Source organism: Moraxella sp. CTOTU49803, from assembly GCF_032097965.1.
Lineage (GTDB): Bacteria > Pseudomonadota > Gammaproteobacteria > Pseudomonadales > Moraxellaceae > Faucicola > Faucicola tetraodonis.
Genome location: NZ_DAMCJP010000001.1, coordinates 403,840 through 425,258 on the forward strand (window position 1 = coordinate 403,840; position 21,419 = coordinate 425,258).

Here is a 21,419-nt window from a genome sequence, read left to right on the forward strand (position 1 = left end):
AGAGGAAATATGTCAAGCGCTTATGATGAAAAAATTGAGGATGTGTTGGTGGACTCTGAGCTCGCTCGCCGCTTGGTCCCTAACAAATTCAAGTTCACTAGCCAGCAAGGTCGTTTGCGTCGCCAAAAATTATTAGCCGCTGCCAAAGAGTTGAGCGCGACCCGACCTGTCAGTGAGATTAGTTTGGCGGATGTGTGTGAACGAGCGGACATTCCCAGAGCTTCGGCATATCACTTCTTTCCAAACGTAGAAGCGATTTTTTTGGCATTACGTTTTTTAAATGCGATAGAAATTTTTAACAAGCTTGAAAAAGTCGATGCCAAACAATTTAGTCGTTGGCAGGCTTATATCACCACAGTCATTGAGACAGGCGTTGATATTATTCAATCTGATTTAACGGTTGCCCGTTTGATTTATGAGACCAATACCCCAGATTTTGAGGGCAATGCGTTTGGTAGTGAAATCGAAAAAAGCCTCGCCCAAATGGTGTATGATAAGTTGTCTGAGCATTATAAAATGCCGGCTTTAGAAACCATTCATCAGCAATTGTTAGTCGCATACGGTATCATTAATGGTATTTTTATTTTAGCCTATCGCTCAGAAAAAGAAATTACCGATACCTATCGCCAAGAAGCGATTACAGCGGTGATTGCTTATCTACGTTGTTATTTACCTGAAAATTTGCCAAAAAACGGCTAGTTTTATAACCTACTAGGGTTATAACCGATAGCCAATAAAATAGGCAATAAAAAACCCATCAGCGAGATGGGTTTTTTTACTTAAACAGAGAATCTACGATTAGATTTTGTTTTCAGTTATTTGTGCGGTAGATTTTGTTTTCAGTTTTTTGTGCGGTATTGGTTACTGCGCCACCTGTTTTTGATACGTCTTTACCAAAACCTTGGATTGTATTACAACCTGTGACAGCAAACATAACAACGATTGATGCAGCGATTAATTTTTTCATTTTAAATTTCCTCAGATATATCCATTATTTTTTAACAGTTTTTAGCTACCAGGTTAAATCATGCGACTTTATTGATTCATAGAAGATTGGTTCATAGAAGTTAAAATAAAGTAAAACATGCTTGGTAGAGTCATGGTAATGCAGTTTAGTCTAACGTCGCTATAGCGTTAATGTAACCAAAACTATCAAGTTGTAAAAAAAACTTAAATTTACGCAATAAGTATAGGTTTTTTGTAAATTAATCTTCGCATTTAGCGTTTTTTTATTTCAATCTGGTTAAGGATGTCGACATGATTCATGTGGTATTAGTTGAACCCAAAATGCCAAGCAACACAGGCAATATTATTCGGTTATGCGCCAATACGGGCGCAACGCTACATTTGGTTGAGCCCCTAGGGTTTGAGTTAGAAGATAAAAAATTACGCCGAGCAGGGCTCGATTATCATGAATGGGCAAATGTCAAAGTACATGCCAATTGGCAGGATGCTCAGGATAGTCTAAGTCAAAGTGGGGTGCAAAGAATCGTTGCCTTGACCACCAAGCTTAGCAAACCTTTATATGATGAAGATTTTGCGCAACTGGCAAATATCGCTTTGGTATTTGGGTCAGAGACAGCCGGATTACCCGATCCAATTCGCGCGGCAATTGGGCAAGACAACTGGCTACGTTTGCCTATGTTGCCGACCTCTCGCAGTTTGAATTTATCTAACAGCGTGGCAATTACATTATTTGAAGTTTGGCGTCAGCAGGGGTTTGGCGGTGATAACGGTCACAGTATCGGTTATGACAATCTCATCCCTTATGACCCAAAATAATCTCAAAATTTATAAGCAATTTGCAGGTTTTGGCAACCCTGCAATGCGGTTAACATGGCGCGCGACAAGACCCGTGTTAAACATGGCTTGCAATTTGGCATTATCAACCGCCAATGAGGGCAATTGCTTGGATAAAAACTTGATTAAAGGACGGGTCGTCGGTGGATGGCTGTATAAATCATAATATTGACGTACCGCGTCTATGATTTGATAGTGCTCAGGGGTTAACGTGACATCCAGCGTGTTCGCCAATTGTTGGGCGATATCTGGCGTCCAGGTTTGATGAGCTATCAAATGACCGTCTTGGTCAAGGGCGGCTTGGTCAAGGTGGGGAAGTTGGGTCATAGTATTTATAAGTCAAAAGTGGTATCAAAATTAGGCGCTGTGGTGGGCTGTAGGGTGATTTGAGCACACCAATCAAAGTCTGCTGATTGGTTTGCTTGCCATGCTTTGAATCTATTAAAATCCGCTAGTGCCAGCCAAGCCGGCGGCATATCATACATATCAAGGGATGCTAGCATATGGGCAAGCTTGCCCGTGGGCGCATCAAGTAGTAAGTTTAGCATGCCATCACCGATAGTCAGCTGAATTTGGTGGTCAAACGCCGCCAGCGCAAACGCCATTGATAAGGCTTCATGACAAAGCAAAAACGTGTCAGCGTGAATATTAATGACAATTTTCATAGTAAACCGCTATCGCTAAACCCATCCCAATTAAAACTGATAAACCGTTTTTGCCCTGTGCAGATGCATGGCTAATTCACCCAAACCGACTAATTCAAAGCCATCTGCCAAATTGTCACCTTGTAGCTGATGTCTAGTTGCATTGTCAGCATCTGTCACCCCGCGAGCCAAAGCGGCACTCACGCACACTTGAATGGTTATATCATGACTCATAGCAAAGTGTTGCCAATTTTTTGCCATATTTTCGATATCCTCTGGCAGCCAAATTAATCGGTTGGCAAGCATCACCGCATCACTATATAAGAAAATTTTAAAATCGGTAGTAGTTAACGAGTTTTGCTCAACGGTTGTTTTACTATCGTTTGCACATAGCGATTGGGCGCATTCAAGCGCTCGTTTGGTAAGCGGATGACTAGGCGCATGTGTCATCAGCATCACAATTGGTGTATCGAGCGTCGAAGTATTGGGCATAGCGGTATTATTCGATGTAGTTATCAAATCAGTCATTTAACCATCTATAAGGCATTAATCTATAAAGCTGCAATCTGCCCGCTATTTTAGCAAAATCGACCCCCATTTGCGATACTTGTAATAGCTGCGATGCAATTGTCATCAAACTGTTATCAAATTGACATGAGGTTGTCAATGGCGGCTTATAAGCTTAACCCATACAAAGGATTGATTTAATTTACCGAAACGGCTTTTGTAGTCAAATAAAGCAGTCGGTTGTAATGGTTGATAACATACTATGAGTGACAACACTGTAAACACTAATTTGTACCAGGCTTCGTCTGACACTCAGACGACGTCAGCCAATCACCAGAGTCCCTCAACTCAAGTTGCAGGCACGCCTTTTCATGACAATAGGCCATCATTGCATATCGCTTTGGTGACTGAAACTTGGTTGCCTGATATCAATGGGGTAGCGTCAAGCGTTTATCAAATCATGCGCGAACTCAAATCGATGGGGCATCGCATCACTTTGATTCGCCCCAAACAAAGCGATGAAGTCGAACAACATACCCTAACGACAGGGCTTAATACTGCGGCTGTTACCACTGATTTGCAAGTGCCAAGTTTGCCCATTCCCTATTACCCGCATCTGCGCATGGGGCTACCTTGTTACCGATTTTTAACAAAACAGTTTCGTGAAATTCGTCCTGATATTGTGCATATCGTGACGGAAGGTCCTTTGGGGCTTGCGGCGTTGATTGTTGGCAAACAGCAAAGCATTAAAGTCACTTCAGGTTATCACACCGCGTTTCATGATTTTAGCCGATATTTTGGTTGGAAAGTTGTCTCAGTGCCTTTGCTTGCGTATATGAAGCGTTTTCACAACCATTGCAATGCTACATGTATTCCAAGCCAGACCACCCAACATCAGCTCGCTGAATTTGGTTTCAAGCATTTGTACCAAGTCGGTCGTGGCGTTGATACAGCGCGCTATGCACCGAGCAAACGTAGCCAAGCATTACGGCAAAGTTGGGGCGTGGGCGAGGGCACCACAGTGTTAATGTGTGTGAGCCGTGTTTCTCCTGAAAAAGGTATGGATACCGTCATTAAAAGCTTCAAAGCGCTACAATTACAGCAGCTGCATCGTCATGTCAAATTAGTGATTGTCGGTGATGGACCATATAAAGAAGCGCTCGTTAAACGGCATGCCAATGATACCAGCATTATTTTTGCAGGCTTTAAAACAGGCGAGGCGCTGGCAAGTTATTATGCTAGTGCCGATGCTTTTGTATTTGCTAGTCAAGTGGAAACTTTTGGTAATGTCGTCACCGAAGCGATGGCATCGGGTTTGCCAATTTTTGCCTATCATGATGCGGCTGCGGCGCTGTTGGTGGATGATAGTTGTGGTAAAACCGTACCGCTTGGGCAAGAACAACGCTTTGTAGAGATGATTAGTGAATTACCCAAACAACAACAGCTTGATCAGATGCGACTAGCTGCAAGGCACAAGGTAGCCGCTTTTTCTTGGCAAAAACCTGCCCAAGAAATGTTGACCATGTTTTATGAAGTGCTATCAATCCAAACCAATACCGTAACAGCTAGCCCAGTGACGCCAGCCATTTTGCCTTCTCAATCAATAGCTCAACATCCGCTAGCGGATTTGACAATCGCCCTCACACCTGAGTCAGTTCACCCGACTGTCGGGGCAAAAAAACAGCCACGATATAGTCATTCTCCCCAAAATAGCCACTCAACCCAAAATAGTCACCCAGCCCAAAGACCCGCTGAATCTGCCGCGTTTTTCTCCAAAACGTGAGGTTCAAATAGGCAAAAAAAGGATGGCGCCATGAATCAATCCATGAATCAACCCATAAAAAAATCCAATCTGTCACTTGCCAATTCAGAATTCACCTGTACCTCTGCTAGCCCTGTCGAAAACTTACCCAATTTAATGCGCACTTATTATCAGTTTTTGCACAGTAAACCTAAACTATATCATTTGCAAAAGCGCGTGCTGCAATGGGATACCCGCTTATGTTTACGGGTAAATTTACTGTCGCAATTGAAGTTTTTTGCGCAGTTCTTCAAAACCATCAGCCGCTTAGGCGATGGTTGGTTTTGGGCGCTATCGACGGTAGTGATGCTAGTAGCTTTACTATCACAAGGACTGGTCGCTAGTATCGTCGCTGTGAAAGTGTGTGCGGTGTTACTCAGCAGTTTTTGCGGTTATTTGCTGTATAAGTATTTAAAAGTGCACACAGTGCGTCCACGCCCTTACCAAGTACACCAGACCATTACTTTAGGCGAACGGCCTTTGGATGTATTTAGTTTTCCATCGGGGCATACACTGCAAGCGGTATTGTTTACCACCATGATAGGTCATCAAGTGCCGATGATGTTATGGGTGTTGCTACCATTTACGATGCTGGTGGCATTATCGCGCTTGGTGCTAGGGTTACATTATCCCACCGATGTGTTGGTGGGGGCAGGCATTGGTGCAACATTTGCGACCCTCGGTAGCAAAGTAAGTGATTACTTGGTTGCGTAAAGGATGTCGCCAAATAATGATATCGCTAACTATTAAGGCAAATCAAAGCCAAACTGCGCACACATCGTTAGCCAATCTGTATCCACAGGTGCAGTGATATCAACACGGCGATTGTCGGTCAGTCTATTAAAAGCCAAGGTATGCGCATGTAACATCAAGCGATGCACGCCGATATGTTGACGGATGGCGCGATTTTGGTGATGATCGCCATAACTGGTATCGCCAATAATCGGATGAAAAACATGCTTCATATGGCGACGTAATTGGTGTTTTCGCCCGGTAATGGGCGTCAATCTAGCCAGACTAAAGCGTGAAGTGGGATAGCGTGCGCGCGCTTGAAACGGCTGTTCAGTTGTTGCCAAGCATTGCCAATGCGTTTGCGCAGGTTGCAGTAAGGTTAATTCTGTAGGGTTTCTAAGGGATTCATCAAACATGTCTGTCGAACTAACCTTTCTTTGTTGTAGCGCCTGCAAACTTGGTTTATCGCCAATTTTATCCAAAATTTGTGTGAGTGGGTAATCAATTAACCCAGATGCCTGCTGGGATGTCTGCGCATTCACTGTCAAAAATCCGCGCACGATGGCTAAGTAAGATTTTTGCACTTGCCTGTTTTCAAATTGCTCACACAGTTGCCGCGCTGATTCGCTCGATAAAGCAAACAGTAACACCCCCGACGTCGGTCGGTCTAAGCGATGAATCGGATAAACATATTGAGCCAATTGATCGCGTAGGGTCTGCATCACAAACTGGGTTTCATGACGATCGAGCCAGCTTCGATGGACGAGCATACCCGCAGGCTTATTGACTGCCACACAGTGTTCATCTTGATATAAAATTTCTAACATAGGGTTTTCCCAAAAGCCACAGACATAAAAAAGGTCAGAATCGTATCTGACCTTTTCACCACCTTAACCATTACTCATGTTCGTTGTGCATCGGTGGATGACGCTTAAAGCCACCGGTTTTAAACGCCAAATAGATAAGTCCGATTACTGCCCAGCTTAAACCCATTTTGATGGCGATTGGCTCACTTTCTTTCCACATCAGCGCAACACTGATAAAGCCCAACAGCGGCACAATCAAATACATAAATAAATCATAGGCACTGTGGTAGCGTTTTTCACGGATGATGTAGGTCGCAATCACGGATAAGTTAACAAAACTAAACGCCGTCAATGCCCCAAAACTAATCAAATGCGCGATGACATCAAACTCAATAAAACCCGCAGTTAACGCAATCACACCCGCGATATAGATATTGTAGGTTGGGGTCAAGTATTTTGGATGAATATGACCAAAAATACGTTTATTAATGACCCCATCACGCCCCATTACATACATCAAACGAGAGACACCGGCATGCGCAGAAATACCTGACGCCATCACCGTAACAATTGCAAAGCCCAGTACAGCGGCTTGAAACGCAGAACCACCCACTAACATCAAAATATCTGGCTGGGTAGCAGCCACATCTGGGAAATATTTGTCAGGGGTTTGTGGGAAATAAATCTGCATAAAGTAAGTACTAATGATAAACACAATACCTGCAATCAATGCGGTTAAGAAAATTGCTTTTGGTAGGGTTTTTTGCACATCTTTGGTTTCTTCTGCCAATGAGCTTAGTGAGTCAAAGCCTGTGAAAGAGAAACATAAAATGGTTGCACCACTGATGAGTGCCGTCATGTTGGCAATATCACTCCAAAACGGCTTTAAGCTCCATAATTGGTAAGCTGCGGCATTGATAGTGCCGTCCGCATTGGTGCCCGCCATCAATTTGCTATACACCAACCACGTAAATACACCAATAATCAATAGCTGAATAAACACAATCCAACTATTAAAATAAGCCACGACTTTGGAGCCATGCACATTAATCCAGGTCATAAATCCCGTCAGAATAAATACCCAAATCCATTTGTTGACATCCGGGAACAGTGCTTCAAGATAAATCACCGCTAGGATAATATTCACCAAAGGTGACAATAAATAATCCAACCAAGAAGACCAACCCACCATAAACCCGACATTGGGATGAATCGATTTTTGCGCATAGGTATATGCCGAACCCGCCGAAGGATAACGACGAATCATGCTACCGTAACTTAGCGAGGTAAGCAAAATAGCAATCAATGCAATAATATAAGATGTTGGAACGTGCTGATGACTGGCTTCAGAAACCAAGCCGAAGGTATCAAATACGGTCATGGGCTGAATATACGCCAAACCAATAATGATAATGTGCCAAAGGGCTAAATGACGTTGCAATTTAGCGGGCGAATTAGTCGCAGTGGTGGTATTGTTCAAAGCTACCTTTCTCCTATACCCAGTGGTGTTAAAAACAGTCAGCTGTCAAAAGACAAATGGGCGCTGTTCTTAGCCAGTTGAGAGTAGATTAATGCAAAGCATTTAATCCATGAAAAAAAAGAGCCTATTATAAACAAAAACTAAGAATAAACTATTAACAATTAAAAAATCCTGTTAAAAAAAATCATGCATCGCTTGTTTTATGCATGATTTTGTAAAATTTAACCTATAGTCAAAATAGCAGTACAATGGTTATTGGTCGCGATTGGCTTTTTCGCGTTTTTTGAGTAACACCAATACTGCACCATTGCCACCTTGTGCCGCAGGCGCTGAGCAAAAAGCAAGCACTTCAGGAATCTGACGCAACCAGCCATTGACGCAAGTTTTTAAGATACTATCAATGCCCTTGCCATGAATGATTTTTACGCAATTTTCATTGTTTTTTTGAGCCTGCAAAATCAACTGACTCATGGCTTCACGGGCCTCTTCAATGGTGGCACCGTGTAAATCTACGGCATCATACCAGCGAATCTTGCCTTGTTTGAGCTCATTAAACACTTTGTTTTGTAGCGTTGCGGTTTTATAACTTAAATAAGCATCGCCAGAGACGGGGTTGAGCAGCGCTTGCATATCAGACAATACATGCCCGCTATCATCGTCACCACCGACTGCCGCCGCGCGTTTGGCTAGCGTTGTTGCATCAAGCTTATTGCTCGCTTTATTTTTATCCGCCAAGTTTTTATCTTTGATTGGCTGCACGCCTGACATGGCTTGCATAAATAGCAATTTATCGTCATCAAGATGTTCGCTATTATATTTTTTAACTTGTTTGGCGACTTGTTGCTTGCTCAGTAAACCCACGGTTTCAGTCGGTTTGCCGTTTTCATCGGTCTCTTTGGTTTGGCTGCGACCTTTACCTAGTTCAGCTTTAAGCTGCTTTAACTGGTCTTGCATTTCTTTAGAAAATAAATTTGCCATACAATAACTCTATAAATCGGTATAAAAAATAGGGCGTTTATCGATGAAACGCCCTAACATCAATTATTTAACTTGGCTATTTTACGCATTTTGTTGTGATTGTGCCAATAACTTTGCTAAAGCACTACCTGCATCACCCGTTTTCATAAACTGCTCACCAATCAAAAACGCATGGATGTCATGGTCGAGCATCAATTTTACATCCTCTGCCGAATGAATCCCACTTTCTGTCACCAATAAGCTATCTTGTGGAAACAGGGTTTTTAGGCGTAGGGTAGTGTCCAAACTCACATCAAAGTTATGTAGATTGCGATTATTAATGCCATACACGTTTTGACGATGGGCTGGCAAGCGTAACGCGCGTTCCACTTCTATCTCATCATGACACTCGATGAGTACACTCATGCCAAGTTTTAACGCCAATTCGTGTAGCTCAGCGACTTGCGCATCCGATAAACACGCCATAATTAGCAAAATACAATCTGCCCCAAGCGCACGTGATTGCAAAATGTGATACGGCTCAATCATAAAATCTTTGCGTAGCACAGGTAGGCTTACCGCTTGGCGTACTTGCAATAAATACTCATCCGAGCCTTGGAAGTAGTCGGTATCCGTCAATACCGATAGGCAAGCGGCACCCGCTTGTTCATAGCCAACTGCAGTGGCGACAGCATCGAAATTAGGGGCGATGATGCCTTTGGATGGCGAGGCTTTTTTGACTTCTGCAATGACACGGATACCCGCTTTGCGCAAACTGCCGGCAAAATCACGGATGTCATCGCGGTTCGTTGCGGCAATTTGCTCAAGGTCGTGCCAAGATTGTTGTTGTTTGGCTCTGCCTAGTTCTTGACGTTTGGTGTCGACAATTTTTTGTAATACCGAGGGGACTGCTTGATGAGGCATGGTTTTTCCAAAAATTTAATGAGAGGTGAATTGCTGAGTAAAGCTTGCTAATGCTGCCATTTTTTGCAAGGCTTTGCCACTGCTGATGATATCTTGTGCCATGGCTACGCCTTGTTTTATGGTATCTGCTTTACCTGCTACATAGATGGTCGCACCGGCGTTTAAGGCAATCATATCCGCTGCTTTTTTGGCGATGGGGGTTTTATTGGGATTGTTGTCGAGTGCTTCGCGGATGAGGGCTAGGCTTTGGCTTGGACTGTCAATGATTAAGCCTTTGAGCGTTTGCGATTCGATACCAACATCTTCAGGTTCGATATCATATACGCTGACTTTGCCGTCTTTAAGTTCAGCCACGTGGGTATAAGTCGCTAGTGAGATTTCATCAAGGTTATCCACTGAGCCGACGACTAGCACATGCTCTGCGCCAAGGTTTTTGAACACATTGGCAAGCGGTTCGCACAGCGAAGGATTAAATACCCCAATCATGGCATTTTTGACGCCCGCCGGGTTAATCAAAGGTCCTAAAATATTAAACACCGTACGCGTTTTTAGGGTGCGGCGAATGGGCATCGCATGTTTCATTGCTACATGGTGATTGGGCGCAAACAAAAAACCGATGCCATGGGTCTTAATCGACTGGGTAATCTGCTCAGTATTTAACGCCAAATTAATACCCGCTTGCTGAAGCAAATCGGAACTGCCAGATTTGCCGGAAACGCCGCCATTACCATGCTTGGCGACATGGCAGCCGGCAACCGCTGCGACCATAGTAGCGGCGGTAGATACATTAAACAAATTTGCGCCATCGCCCCCTGTACCCACAATATCGACGACGTTGGGCACATCCGATAAATCCACTTTAATCGCAAGCTCCCGCATCACTTGGGCGGCGGCAGTGATTTCTTCGATGCTTTCACCTTTCATACGCAGCGCGGTGAGCAGCGCGCCCATCATGGCATCGGGGCATTGACCTTGCATGATGGCTAGCATGACGCCGCGCATTTCTGCATAAGTTAGGTCAATGGTATTGATGGCGCGATCCAGCGCGGTAGTAAGTAGTAGTTGGGTTTGCTCTGGGGTTAATGGTTGGTTGTTTTCAATAGCCGTGGTAATGTCACCAAGATAGGGCGTTACAGTATGGGTCATGTCAGTCTCGTATGAGTTTTATGGCTTACACTTGATATATCATTGTACTAGTATACTATAACAAAGCCGAACTTTAAAGCCAAACTTTAACCCGCAAAACTCAATTACCCCAGTCTAAGGGTTAGCATTTTGATAGTTTTCATAGTCTTCATAATTAACTAAAAAATTTTTCAAAATCGTATACCCATGCTCACTCAAAATAGATTCTGGATGAAACTGCACCCCTTCAATCGGCAATGTTTGATGCTTAATGCCCATCACAGTAGCGGATGGCAGAGAATTATTTGGGTGAATATCATCACACCATGCGGTAACCTCTAGGCAAGCAGGCAAACTGTCTGCCGCAATCGCTAAAGAATGATAGCGAGTGGCGTTAAAAGGGGAGGGAAGCCCGGCAAATATCCCTTGATGATGATGAAAAACTTGCGACACCCGCCCATGCATAATCGTTGGGCAACGAATGATATTGGCGCCAAATGCTTGCCCAATCGCTTGATGACCCAAGCAAACGCCTAATATAGGAATAATGCCGGCAAAGTCTTTGATAAAACTCAACGTATTGCCTGCATCGCTTGGCGTACAAGGTCCAGGGCCAATGACCAAATAATCAGGATTTAAACGAATGATGTCTTCACTGCTGCAAGCATCATTGCGCCAGACTTCAACAGGTTGTCCCAATTGCTCAAAATACTGCACCAAGTTGTAGGTAAAACTGTCGTAGTTATCAATAAAAAGTAGCAATCCAGAAACCCTATGCTGTAATTGTTGGACGATGGTTAACCGATGAAAAAACTTCACCGTTATTTTAGTTAATTATTTTATCACAACCATTCTACAAGTGACTGATAGCAAGTGAATGAAACCGAATAAATGAAGCCGAGTCGCAGGCGGTAATGTTAATGGTTTTCACTAAAATAGTTAAGAACATATTTTATGCACCATAAAAGTGAATATTGATAAAATTTTCATTAAAATGGTGCGATTGTTACAGCCGCATGGCGATTTGAAGGTTATCTAGGCAGATAGTCATATCAGCCAACTTCATCAGTAAATCCAATCTCAAATAACTAATTGAATTATATATAAAAATTTAATTTTTATTATGACATGCAAAAAGTTGGCACATAACTTGAAAGTTTAAGCTCAACAAGCACTACTTTGTTTATCTCTTGTCACAGCACCGAAAAGAGTATAAAGTGGCGTAACGTTTTTTTAATCATTTTTTGCGTAAGTAAAAGGAAACGAGCAATGTCGAATAAATTTTTAGATTTAATCAAATCTAGCGAAGCAAAGTGGGTAGATTTTCGCTTTACTGACACTAAAGGTAAAGAGCAACATGTAAGCTATCCAGCTGACAGCATGGACGAAGACATTTTTGAAGAAGGTAAAATGTTTGATGGTTCATCAATCGCTGGTTGGAAAGGCATTGAAGCGTCAGATATGATTTTGATGCCAGATGCTGATACCGCATTCGTCGATCCTTTCTTTCGTGAAACGACCGTTGTTGTGACCTGTGACGTTATCGAGCCATCAACCATGCAAGGTTATGACCGTGACCCACGTTCAATCGCGCGACGTGCTGAAGAATACCTAAAATCAACGGGTATCGGTGATACCGCATTCTTTGGTCCAGAGCCAGAATTTTTCGTATTTGATGATGTAAAATGGTCAATCGACATGTCAGGCGCCCGTCACACCATCTCAGCTGATGAAGCCGCTTGGTCAACCGATAAAGAAATGGAAGGCGGTAACTATGCGCACCGTCCACGCGTTAAAGGCGGTTACTTCCCAGTACCACCCGTTGATAGCTCACAAGATATGCGCGCTGATATGTGTGCCGCGGTAGAAGCGATTATGGGTGAAGGCCGTGTTGAAGTCCATCACCATGAAGTTGCCTCTTGCCAACTAGAAATTGGTGTATCATTTAATACCCTAGTTCGTAAAGCGGACGAAGTACAACAGTTCAAATATGCGGTACACAACGTTGCACACGAATATGGTAAGACCGCGACTTTTATGCCAAAACCGATGGTTGGTGATAATGGTTCAGGTATGCACGTTCACTTGTCAATCCAAAAAGATGGCAAAAATACCTTTGCCGGTGATGAATACGCAGGACTGTCAGAAACTGCTTTATACGCAATCGGTGGTATCATCAAACATGCTCGTGCATTAAATGCCATCACTAACCCATCAACCAACAGCTATAAACGCCTAGTACCGCATTACGAAGCGCCTATTAAACTGGCTTATTCAGCGCGTAACCGCTCAGCGTCAATTCGTATTCCATACGTCGCAAGCCCGAAAGGCAAGCGTATCGAAGCACGTTTCCCAGACCCAGCAGCCAACCCTTACCTTTGCTTTGCCGCATTGTTGATGGCAGCGCTTGATGGTATCCAAAACAAAATCCATCCAGGCGAAGCCGCAGATAAAAACCTATACGACCTTCCACCAGAAGAAGAAGCATTGATCCCAACGGTGGCGGAGAACTTGGAAGTTGCGCTTAAAGCGTTAGAAGACGACCATGAGTTCTTAACCAAAGGTGGCGTATTTACCAAAGAAATGCTTGACGCTTACATTGCCTTGAAAAAAGAAGAAGTAGAGCGTTACAACGTATCAGTTCATCCAATCGAATTTGATATGTACTACAGCTGCTAATAAGTTCGCTTTTCAAAAAACCCAACTTAGTAAAGTTGGGTTTTTTTATAGGAAATTTTTAGGCTAATAGGCAAAATTATTTAGGGATTGATTATCAAGCTTGCTAAAATATGCACAATAATGGGTTTTGAGGGGAAGACTTATATGATTTTGACAAAATACAAGTCCAATAATAATAGTAGTTTGCGCGATAACTTTGCACTCACGGCTGTCGTGTTATTGTTGTCACAGTTAAGTCATGCTGAAGTGTACAAGACGACCACCTCAGAGGGTCAAGTGGTATATACTGATAATATTAATACCGCTTATCAATACAATAAAAACAGCAAGAGTATCAGCGTATTAGATAAATTACCCACCCAATCACAAGTATCTGCGACGACCAATCAATCCGCAACGACATCCATTAGCTTGAACAATCAAGTTGATAATGCAGCAAGTACGGCTATTGACACTCGCCTGCCTGATAGCTTAGGTGATAGCTTAACTGGTCGCTTATCCACCCAATCCATCTCAGCAAGCCAGCAGGGCGATTATGTCATAAAAATTGTATCGCCTGAAGCCGGGCAAACGCTGCGACGGGGTAGTCAACCCATTGAGATTAACGTTGCTTTGACACCGAGTTTAAAAACAGGGGATAGAATCGTCTATCAACTCAATAACCAAACTTTAGCAACCATAAAAGCCACTAGCTATACTATCGCTACTACTACGCTCGATCCTAACCCTTATACCATTACCGTAGGGGTTGAAAACGTCTTAGGGGAAATCATCGCGCAAGACACTCGCGCTATCACTCTCATCAGTAATAATGTACTGTATCAAAAGAAACGTAAAGCGATTGCGCAAGCACAAAAGAAGCAAGCCAATCAACCTTGGTATAAAAAAATACTTTAAGGCGTGATTAAATTTGCTTATACCATAAGGCACTACCATAACCGATGCACCTTTATCCAATCGAAAACCATAGCTGGGTGGCTATTGATATTCACCATAATTTGGGTGAACAGGCTACCCTATTAACCCATAAAGCAGGGTCTAGGTATTGTCGTCAATTGCTAAAAAACTTACAGCAAGCGCTTAATTTGACAGGCGAGTTAATGGATGCAAACTTTCCTTATCATTTTATAACCGCTGATGGTTGCACTTGGTATGTCAGTTTTAGCCATAGCCGCCAACATGCTGCAGTATTGATTTCGCCCTATACAAATATCGGCGTTGATGTCGAAGACAGCGCAATTAGTCATCACGTTGCTTCACGCTTTTTTTCACCTCATGAATACCAATGGTTGAATCAAAAGCCTGCAGTCCATCAAGCAATGTTACGAAATCTGCTATGGCGACTTAAAGAATGTGCCATCAAAACCCATCAACATGCCGACAAGCAATTAATCAAAGAATTAAAACATGATGTGCTAGATGAATTGGGTGAGGAAGTTATCAATCAACTCATTGGCATCGATGAGATAAATGCTAAAGATAAGGCTAAAGATAAGCCCATACAATGTGTGCAAACCGACGCTAAAATAGTTGGCAATTTTAGTAGCCAACCCTGTAGTTTTATTATTGTAAACCGTTAAATAAGGCTAAAAAATCGCTGTTTAAAAAAATAACCAATTCTTACGAAATTACTTTTTTTTGTAAAAAACCCATGCTATGATTGCTATAAGAACAATTTACTATGTAAGCGACATTGTAGAGAAATGTTTTAACAAACTATTACAAAAGCTTAACTAGTACATTATTTAGCAGGTGTAGGTAGCGAGTAGCTAAACTTACCTAGGCTTAACTAGCCTTGGTTAAAAAACTACTTTAAAAACCTACTATTAATAGTGTTAAAGGAAGTTATAATATGTCAGTTCGTGAACAAGGCATTGTAAAATGGTTTAATGATTCAAAAGGTTTTGGATTTATTCAACGTAACAGCGGTGAAGATATTTTTGTTCATTTCCGCGCGATTCAAGGTGACGGCTACCGTTCACTTCAAGATGGTCAAAAAGTTGAATTCATCGTGGTTGAGGGTCAAAAAGGTCTTCAAGCTGAAGAAGTTACCAAAGTCGAATAAGTTGAGCCAAAAAGGGGTTGAAGTGTTATTTTTGACCTTTTTGCAAACCAAGTTGATTCAATTAACTTGGTTTTTGTTGTTTCTCATAGCCAATGATTGATTGGTCAAAATAGGTTAACTCTCTGTGTTTCAAACTTTCTCACAATTACCCCTTCATCCAGCGCTCAAACAAGCGATTGACCAACTAGGCTATCAAACGCTGACCCCTATCCAAGCGCAGATATTGCCCAATACACTCGCTGGGCAAGACGCCATTGGGCAGGCGCAAACAGGTACAGGTAAGACAGCAACGTTTTTACTCACCATCATCAATGAATTGCTGAATAATCCTCTAAACCCTGAGGTTGATGGCGATCGTTTTTTGGGTGAAACCCGTGCGCTGGTGCTCGCGCCGACTCGAGAACTGGCTCAACAAATTTATCAAGATTGCCTTGAGCTCACCAAGTTTACCAAACTGCATACTGTTTGTTTGCTCGGTGGCACAGACTATGACACGCAGTCAAAGCAGCTTCATCAAAAGTTTGTCGATATCATCATCGCCACCCCAGGTCGTTTGATTGATTTTTGCTTTCAGCACCATGTGTATCTCGATCGTCTTGAAATTTTGGTATTAGATGAAGCGGATAGAATGCTAGATATGGGGTTTATACCTGATATCAAACGCTTGATTCGTATGATGCCTGCCAATACGCATCGGCAAACCCTGCTTTTCTCCGCTACCTTTAACCAAGATGTGATGAATTTAGCTTATCGCTGGTTATATCAGCCGATTTTTGTAGAGATTGCGCCTGAGCAAAAAACCAGTCAAAACATCGAGCAGTTATTTTTTACCTTAATGGAATCGGATAAACTGGCGGCGTTAGAGCAAATTATTGAAAAAATTTCTCCCAAGAAAATGATTGTCTTTGCCAATCGTAAAGACCAAGTTAAACGTCTTTATGACAAACTTAATCGTCAGTATAAAGTAGTGATATTGTCAGGGGATGTCATCCAAGCAAAACGCGAGAAATATTTGGCACAATTTCGTCAAGGCGATGCCAATATTTTAGTGGCGACTGATGTCGCAGGGCGAGGTATTCATGTGGATGATGTGGCTTGTGTGGTCAATTATACCTTGCCAGATAGTCCTGATGATTATGTTCATCGTATCGGTCGTACAGGTCGGGCAGGCAATAAAGGTATGAGTATTAGCTTTATCAGTGAAAACGACGGGTTTAATTTGCCGGCTATCGAGCAATATTTGGATGAAAGTATCAAAATGCAGCAATGGTCGAATGACACCCGTTTTTTAGAGGATTAAATTTTTTAATTGATAAAACATCAAGGGCGCTATCAATCAATAGCGCCCTTTTTACGTTAAAACATAGTGAAAATAAATTTATAATCTAACGATATCGACTTTAGCAAGGCCGTTTGAAAGATTAGCAATTCTACTAAAAGCACCTTTTGACAAATCTAGCGTACGGCCATATTTGCCGAACCCGCCTGTATCAGTCACTCGTACTACCACACTTTTACCATTGGCTTTGTTGGTAACTTTGAGCCGGCTACCTAATTTGTGCACATTGCTGGCGGCAGTCAGTGCATGTTGATTGAATTTCTCGCCAGATGCCGTGGTGCGACCATGATGCTTACCACCATACCATGAAACAACATCAGCATTGGCTTGCTGGGTGGCTAAAGTAGTAACAATCAAACTGGCAATGATATATTTCATCGGATGTTCCTTTTATCAATTAAAGCGGTCAATAATCTGACCGCTTAAAGGTATCAAGGGGCATTTCCCGTGATTTACATAGTAAAAACAAAGTAATATTGTTTAATATCACTTAAGCGGTGTGTATTCTAATTACAAAGTTATGTTATTGCAAAGACTTTATTGTAAATAAAATCTTTAATATTGGATGTATTTTGCTAAACATATAAATTATGTAACTATATCAGCTAGTTTTTCTAACCTGTTGATTTTGTGTAAAAATGATATCTTAAGTAGCTAATCAGCTATAAAAAATGCAAAAAAAAGAGAATGCAAGTTATTGCATTCTCTTTTTTATATATGGTGGAGATGGCGGGAGTTGAACCCGCGTCCGCCAGCACTACGCCCATGACTCTACATGTTTAGATTCTGTCTATGGCTTTAATGGTAGGCGAACCGACAGTCAGGATGCCAACCACGAGCCTCTTAAGTTTTGCTCAAATTGGCGAGACAACAATTTAAGCTATCCATCGTGCGTTCGCTTCAAGGAGAGCAACCAGACCAATGGCAATCTGTGCCGTCCCAAGCAGCCCTTAGGCTGCTAGAGCGTAAGTTTCGTCGTTTGCGACTAGTTTAAAATGTATATTTTATTTACGAGTGGACATACTCACTCGACATGCATCATTGAGTTTCATTACCAGCGTCGAAGCCAGAACATCCCCAAATGAACTGTTAATTATATAAGGTTAGTAGCTTAAAATACAAGGCTAAACGTCATAATAGTCAGATAAATTACTAAAAACACACACAGACCCCAAAACCGTTCAGATTATTGTCATGTATTTGACGTATTGAGCTGATAAGCTGAGGGGTTAAAGTAAGTAAAATTTTTTTGATATATTTTAGTCAAAGAAATAATAGGCTGGGTAAATTAAAATAGGTAAGTTAGACTGAGTCAATTGAATAAGCTAATCGGATAATTAATGGATGACAGGGAATAAAAAAAATTCGCCAAGCATCATGCGGATGTCACAAAATCAGCTCAAACGCCAGCGTGAATGGGTGTATTTGGCGCATTTTTTAGCCATGCTGCATTTACATCCTGCCAAAACCATCTCAGGTACGGATGATGGTAATGAGCCAGATTTTACCTGTATTTTTTATTGTGACAAAGGTGAATATGCAATTGGCATCGAATTGACCACGTTGCCAAGACTACGCGATAGACTCGGTAATGACAATTTAATGCTAAAACGTTGGTACTGGCAGTCGCTGCTACAGGTGTCAACCAAATTGACACCAACGCGGTTTAATGGTAAAGGTGAGATAGTAGGTGTCAAAGCTAATTGGGCCAATCGGGTCGATTGGCAAAAAATTGATAACCGTAAAATTCTGAATTTATCCCAGCAATTTATCGAGCAATCCCTTGATTTGCCACATCCTACACTCAGTAGTAAATTACAAAACGGTATTGCCAAAACCATGCGTTGGTTACCCAGTGCGTTTTTTACCGATATGGCAGATGAAAACGAAGATTTACCGATTGATTCCTACATCAATCAAAGTGATATTGATGCGGTGATGAGTAAAAAAGCGCATAAAGTCCAAGCGTACTGCAAAAAAAGGGCGTTGGATGAAGTGTGGTTATTGATTCATACCAATGAACAGCAAGAAAAGGGCTTATTAACTTTTGATACAAGTGAAGTATTGCATCACGGTAGTGAGTTTAATCGAGTATTTTTAACCTTATATCCCACCACGACACTACTACAAGTTGCTAAATAAAAAAGGCTAAATCTACATTTAGCCTTTTTTATGCTGAAAAATTTCATTTAATCATCGAGTTGTTCCATGACATCCTCAGTAAAGTTGACGTTGGTATAGACTTCTTGTACATCGTCCAAATCTTCTAGCATATCAATCATTTTCATGATTTTTTTAGCATCTTCGACATCAGTGACATCCGCCATGGTTGAAGGGGACATGGTCACTTCTGCGTTGTCGGATTTTAAACCGGCTTTTTCTAAAGCATCCATCACGTCACCGAAGTTCTCTGGCTCAGTGACCACTGTGATACTATCACCGTTATTTTCAATATCGGTTGCTCCGGCTTCAAGTGCGACTTCCATGATAGTGTCTTCTAGCGACACATCATCAAAGGTAATTTCACCGCGTTTGCTAAACATATAGGCCACTGAGCCTGATGTACCCAAGTTGCCACCATTTTTGCTAAAAGCATGACGCACTTCGCCAACGGTACGGTTGAGGTTATCCGTCATGGTCTCGACAATCACCGCAACACCGCCCAAGCCATAGCCTTCATAGGTGATTTCTTGCATGTTGTCATTGTCACCGCCGCCTGCACCACGTTCAATCGCCCGTTTTACAGTGTCTTTGGTCATATTAACTGAGTTGGCTTTTTCCACCGCCGCACGCAAACGCGGGTTACTCGCTGGGTCTGGGTCACCTTGTTTGGCAGCAGAGACTAGCTCACGAATGATTTTGGTAAATACTTTACCTTTTGCCGCATCTTGTTTGGCTTTACGGTGTTTGATGTTTGCCCACTTGGAATGTCCGGCCATGAGTGTATCCTTTATCTAACGTAACTATCTTAACGTAACAATCTGATTTTCAAAATTTTGCGTGCGCTATTATAAACGAGCAACCCCGATTTTTGATAGGGGGTTGCACTTATGTCATCGCAGGAAATGTTATTGAAAGTTAAAATCAAACCTAAAGGCGAGGCGAGTCGTCAGGTCGTGGCAATGTCGGCAAATCAATATAGCGGTGTATCAACTCACTTAAATCAATTTTTACCTTTAAATTCACCAAGTTCCAATACTGTCCAGAAATGGTTCGATCAAGCATCATGGTAAGTGGGGCAGGTTGAAAGCTTTGCCAGTATTTAAGCGACTCTTTTGCTTTGGCAATCGCTTGAAAATGGGTTTGGCTGGTGGCAAAGTCATAAGGCGCGTGTTTGGATAAATCAAACAACTGGGTAAAACCATACGGGGTTAAACCAATCTGCAACCAATCGTTATAAAAGTCTGTGGGCAGTGGTTCATCATTGTCTTTTTTGATGCCAATGCTGACCAAATCTTGCTCAAGCGCTGTCACATCACCGCTCAGGCAGTGGATGGCAAAGCGTTTGAATAACGCAACTTCGTCATGGCTATAAGATTTGATACCACCAAAGTCATAGGCGATGACCGAGCCATCGGGGCGAAACGCAAAGTTACCTGGATGGGGATCACAATGCAGACGATACAGTTTGAACAATTGACCGGCACTAAAATCAAATAAGCGAGTGGCGATTTTTTGCTTGATGTCATTGTCCCAAGTGGCAGCCACTTCGAGCTTTTCACCCAGTTCTTGTGATAGGGTTAAAATCCGTTTGGTCGAATGGCTATGAAAAACTTTGGGAATAATTAGCCCATCATCCTCACTGTGAAAACTGCCAAAAATTGCTAAATTATGGGCTTCTTTGCTGTAGTCAAGCTCGTCATACAGGCTATCACGGATTTCTGCAAAAATTTTATCTTGCAAGGTTTTATCCATATTAAGCACGCCCGTTATCTTAAGCGCCAAGCGAACGTGTTTTAAGTCACTGTCGATGCTGGTATCAACATCGGGGTATTGCACTTTGACTACGACCGCTTCACCGGTTGGCAACACCGCTTTATGGACTTGACCGATAGAGGCTGCCGCAAAAGGTGATTGCTCAAACTGGGCAAACAACGCCTCAATCGGTTGCCCCAATTCTTTTTCCACCTGCTGTTTGATGACGGCAAACGGCATGGGCGGCGCGTCTTTTTGTAATTTCTCCAGCGCTTTTGAGACTTCAGGCGGAAACACATCTTTATACTGCGAGGCAATTTGACCGACTTTCATCACCGCACCTTTCATTTCGCCTAAGGTGTCGGCGATTTGCAGCCCCACGGTTTGCAGCATTTCGCTACGGGCTGTGAGTTTATCTTCTTCAGAGCCTGCAAAAGACTTAATAGAATTTTTAGCTGCTTTCCCTGCGATACTGGCAGTCATACCGGCAAGTTTTAAAAAACGTTTTTTTGATGACATAGTGGTTGTCTTATAGCAGAATTTTTTAATTAATTTATCAGTGAAACTATCAGGTAAATTATCAAGTTTTAAGTATTGAGATTAGCAGAAAATGGCTATTTTTGCTATGTACCGTGCTGAAATTTA

General features: G+C 42.3%; 23 protein-coding genes and 1 other RNA gene. 10 read left to right on the top strand and 14 right to left on the bottom strand.

The annotated features are described in order from the left end of the window. Window positions 1–9: 9 nt before the first annotated feature. Window positions 10–699, top strand: coding sequence for a TetR/AcrR family transcriptional regulator (locus RT422_RS01815; RefSeq protein WP_065252496.1), 690 nt, complete (start codon window positions 10–12; stop codon window positions 697–699). A gap of 112 nt (window positions 700–811) precedes the next feature. Here the strand turns inward: RT422_RS01815 and RT422_RS01820 are convergent, their stop codons facing one another. After that, window positions 812–967, bottom strand: coding sequence for an entericidin A/B family lipoprotein (locus tag RT422_RS01820; protein WP_065252497.1), 156 nt, complete (start codon window positions 965–967; stop codon window positions 812–814). Window positions 968–1,257: 290 nt separating this feature from the next. Between RT422_RS01820 and RT422_RS01825 the strand changes: the two genes are divergently transcribed. Then, window positions 1,258–1,782 carry a tRNA (cytidine(34)-2'-O)-methyltransferase gene (locus RT422_RS01825; protein ID WP_313421086.1) on the top strand — a complete coding sequence of 175 codons (525 nt, stop codon included), beginning with the start codon at window positions 1,258–1,260 and terminating at the stop codon, window positions 1,780–1,782. Window positions 1,783–1,791: 9 nt separating this feature from the next. Here the strand turns inward: RT422_RS01825 and RT422_RS01830 are convergent, their stop codons facing one another. The 3 genes from RT422_RS01830 to tusD are packed head-to-tail and all read right to left on the bottom strand — an operon-like array spanning window position 1,792 to window position 2,972. Next, entirely contained in the window at window positions 1,792–2,127 is a 336-nt protein-coding gene (locus tag RT422_RS01830) for a TusE/DsrC/DsvC family sulfur relay protein (protein ID WP_219333142.1), read from the bottom strand. Between the two features lie 5 nt (window positions 2,128–2,132). Further along, complete coding sequence (locus tag RT422_RS01835) at window positions 2,133–2,465, bottom strand: hypothetical protein (protein ID WP_248145166.1); 333 nt, start codon at window positions 2,463–2,465, stop codon at window positions 2,133–2,135. Window positions 2,466–2,495: 30 nt separating this feature from the next. After that, window positions 2,496–2,972: a sulfurtransferase complex subunit TusD gene (gene tusD / locus RT422_RS01840; protein WP_050772891.1), complete on the bottom strand. Its 477-nt coding sequence runs from the start codon at window positions 2,970–2,972 to the stop codon at window positions 2,496–2,498. Window positions 2,973–3,213: 241 nt separating this feature from the next. Here tusD and RT422_RS01845 point away from each other — a divergent pair, with 241 nt between their 5' ends. Both RT422_RS01845 and RT422_RS01850 read left to right on the top strand, forming a co-directional pair. Then, window positions 3,214–4,734, top strand: a complete 1,521-nt coding sequence (locus tag RT422_RS01845; protein WP_313421087.1) for a glycosyltransferase family 1 protein — start codon at window positions 3,214–3,216, stop codon at window positions 4,732–4,734. A 135-nt stretch (window positions 4,735–4,869) separates the two neighbouring features. Then, on the top strand, window positions 4,870–5,466 hold the full coding sequence (locus RT422_RS01850) for a phosphatase PAP2 family protein (protein WP_313421410.1): 597 nt from the start codon (window positions 4,870–4,872) through the stop codon (window positions 5,464–5,466). Between the two features lie 32 nt (window positions 5,467–5,498). Here RT422_RS01850 and truC read toward each other — a convergent pair whose 3' ends face one another. From truC to RT422_RS01880, 6 genes are all read right to left on the bottom strand, one after another. After that, a complete protein-coding gene (truC, locus tag RT422_RS01855; RefSeq protein ID WP_313421088.1) occupies window positions 5,499–6,311 on the bottom strand; it encodes a tRNA pseudouridine(65) synthase TruC in 813 nt (270 codons plus the stop codon). A 70-nt stretch (window positions 6,312–6,381) separates the two neighbouring features. Next, complete coding sequence (locus RT422_RS01860; protein ID WP_313421089.1) at window positions 6,382–7,770, bottom strand: APC family permease; 1,389 nt, start codon at window positions 7,768–7,770, stop codon at window positions 6,382–6,384. A 252-nt stretch (window positions 7,771–8,022) separates the two neighbouring features. Beyond that, a complete protein-coding gene (locus tag RT422_RS01865) occupies window positions 8,023–8,748 on the bottom strand; it encodes a Smr/MutS family protein (protein ID WP_313421090.1) in 726 nt (241 codons plus the stop codon). An 81-nt stretch (window positions 8,749–8,829) separates the two neighbouring features. After that, window positions 8,830–9,651: an indole-3-glycerol phosphate synthase TrpC gene (trpC, locus tag RT422_RS01870; RefSeq protein WP_313421091.1), complete on the bottom strand. Its 822-nt coding sequence runs from the start codon at window positions 9,649–9,651 to the stop codon at window positions 8,830–8,832. Window positions 9,652–9,666: 15 nt separating this feature from the next. Beyond that, complete coding sequence (gene trpD / locus RT422_RS01875; RefSeq protein WP_313421092.1) at window positions 9,667–10,797, bottom strand: anthranilate phosphoribosyltransferase; 1,131 nt, start codon at window positions 10,795–10,797, stop codon at window positions 9,667–9,669. A gap of 114 nt (window positions 10,798–10,911) precedes the next feature. Further along, window positions 10,912–11,538: an anthranilate synthase component II gene (locus RT422_RS01880; protein WP_188874332.1), complete on the bottom strand. Its 627-nt coding sequence runs from the start codon at window positions 11,536–11,538 to the stop codon at window positions 10,912–10,914. Window positions 11,539–12,045: 507 nt separating this feature from the next. Here RT422_RS01880 and glnA point away from each other — a divergent pair. The 5 genes from glnA to RT422_RS01905 all read left to right on the top strand — a co-directional run bounded on the left by glnA (window position 12,046) and on the right by RT422_RS01905 (window position 16,820). Then, a complete protein-coding gene (gene glnA / locus RT422_RS01885; RefSeq protein WP_065252507.1) occupies window positions 12,046–13,455 on the top strand; it encodes a type I glutamate--ammonia ligase in 1,410 nt (469 codons plus the stop codon). Window positions 13,456–13,599: 144 nt separating this feature from the next. Continuing rightward, entirely contained in the window at window positions 13,600–14,352 is a 753-nt protein-coding gene (locus tag RT422_RS01890; protein WP_313421093.1) for a DUF4124 domain-containing protein, read from the top strand. Between the two features lie 44 nt (window positions 14,353–14,396). Next, window positions 14,397–15,035 carry a 4'-phosphopantetheinyl transferase family protein gene (locus RT422_RS01895; RefSeq protein WP_313421094.1) on the top strand — a complete coding sequence of 213 codons (639 nt, stop codon included), beginning with the start codon at window positions 14,397–14,399 and terminating at the stop codon, window positions 15,033–15,035. Between the two features lie 272 nt (window positions 15,036–15,307). After that, complete coding sequence (locus RT422_RS01900) at window positions 15,308–15,520, top strand: cold shock domain-containing protein (protein WP_007116878.1); 213 nt, start codon at window positions 15,308–15,310, stop codon at window positions 15,518–15,520. Between the two features lie 124 nt (window positions 15,521–15,644). Beyond that, a complete protein-coding gene (locus RT422_RS01905; RefSeq protein ID WP_313421095.1) occupies window positions 15,645–16,820 on the top strand; it encodes a DEAD/DEAH box helicase in 1,176 nt (391 codons plus the stop codon). Between the two features lie 78 nt (window positions 16,821–16,898). Here RT422_RS01905 and RT422_RS01910 read toward each other — a convergent pair whose 3' ends face one another. Together RT422_RS01910 and ssrA are read right to left on the bottom strand one after the other, a co-directional pair. Continuing rightward, the gene (locus tag RT422_RS01910) at window positions 16,899–17,237 is read right to left on the bottom strand and encodes a septal ring lytic transglycosylase RlpA family protein (protein ID WP_188874337.1); all 339 of its coding nucleotides are present in this window, start codon (window positions 17,235–17,237) and stop codon (window positions 16,899–16,901) included. A gap of 340 nt (window positions 17,238–17,577) precedes the next feature. After that, window positions 17,578–17,938, bottom strand: a transfer-messenger RNA (tmRNA) gene (ssrA, locus tag RT422_RS01915). Between the two features lie 304 nt (window positions 17,939–18,242). Between ssrA and RT422_RS01920 the strand changes: the two genes are divergently transcribed. Next, window positions 18,243–19,001, top strand: a complete 759-nt coding sequence (locus tag RT422_RS01920; RefSeq protein ID WP_313421096.1) for a hypothetical protein — start codon at window positions 18,243–18,245, stop codon at window positions 18,999–19,001. 47 nt (window positions 19,002–19,048) lie between these two features. On the opposite strand, the gene RT422_RS01925 is transcribed toward RT422_RS01920, so the two are convergent. Further along, window positions 19,049–19,798, bottom strand: a complete 750-nt coding sequence (locus tag RT422_RS01925) for a YebC/PmpR family DNA-binding transcriptional regulator (RefSeq protein WP_144917508.1) — start codon at window positions 19,796–19,798, stop codon at window positions 19,049–19,051. A gap of 151 nt (window positions 19,799–19,949) precedes the next feature. Beyond that, complete coding sequence (locus tag RT422_RS01930; protein WP_313421097.1) at window positions 19,950–21,293, bottom strand: AarF/ABC1/UbiB kinase family protein; 1,344 nt, start codon at window positions 21,291–21,293, stop codon at window positions 19,950–19,952. Between the last annotated feature and the right edge of the window lie 126 nt (window positions 21,294–21,419).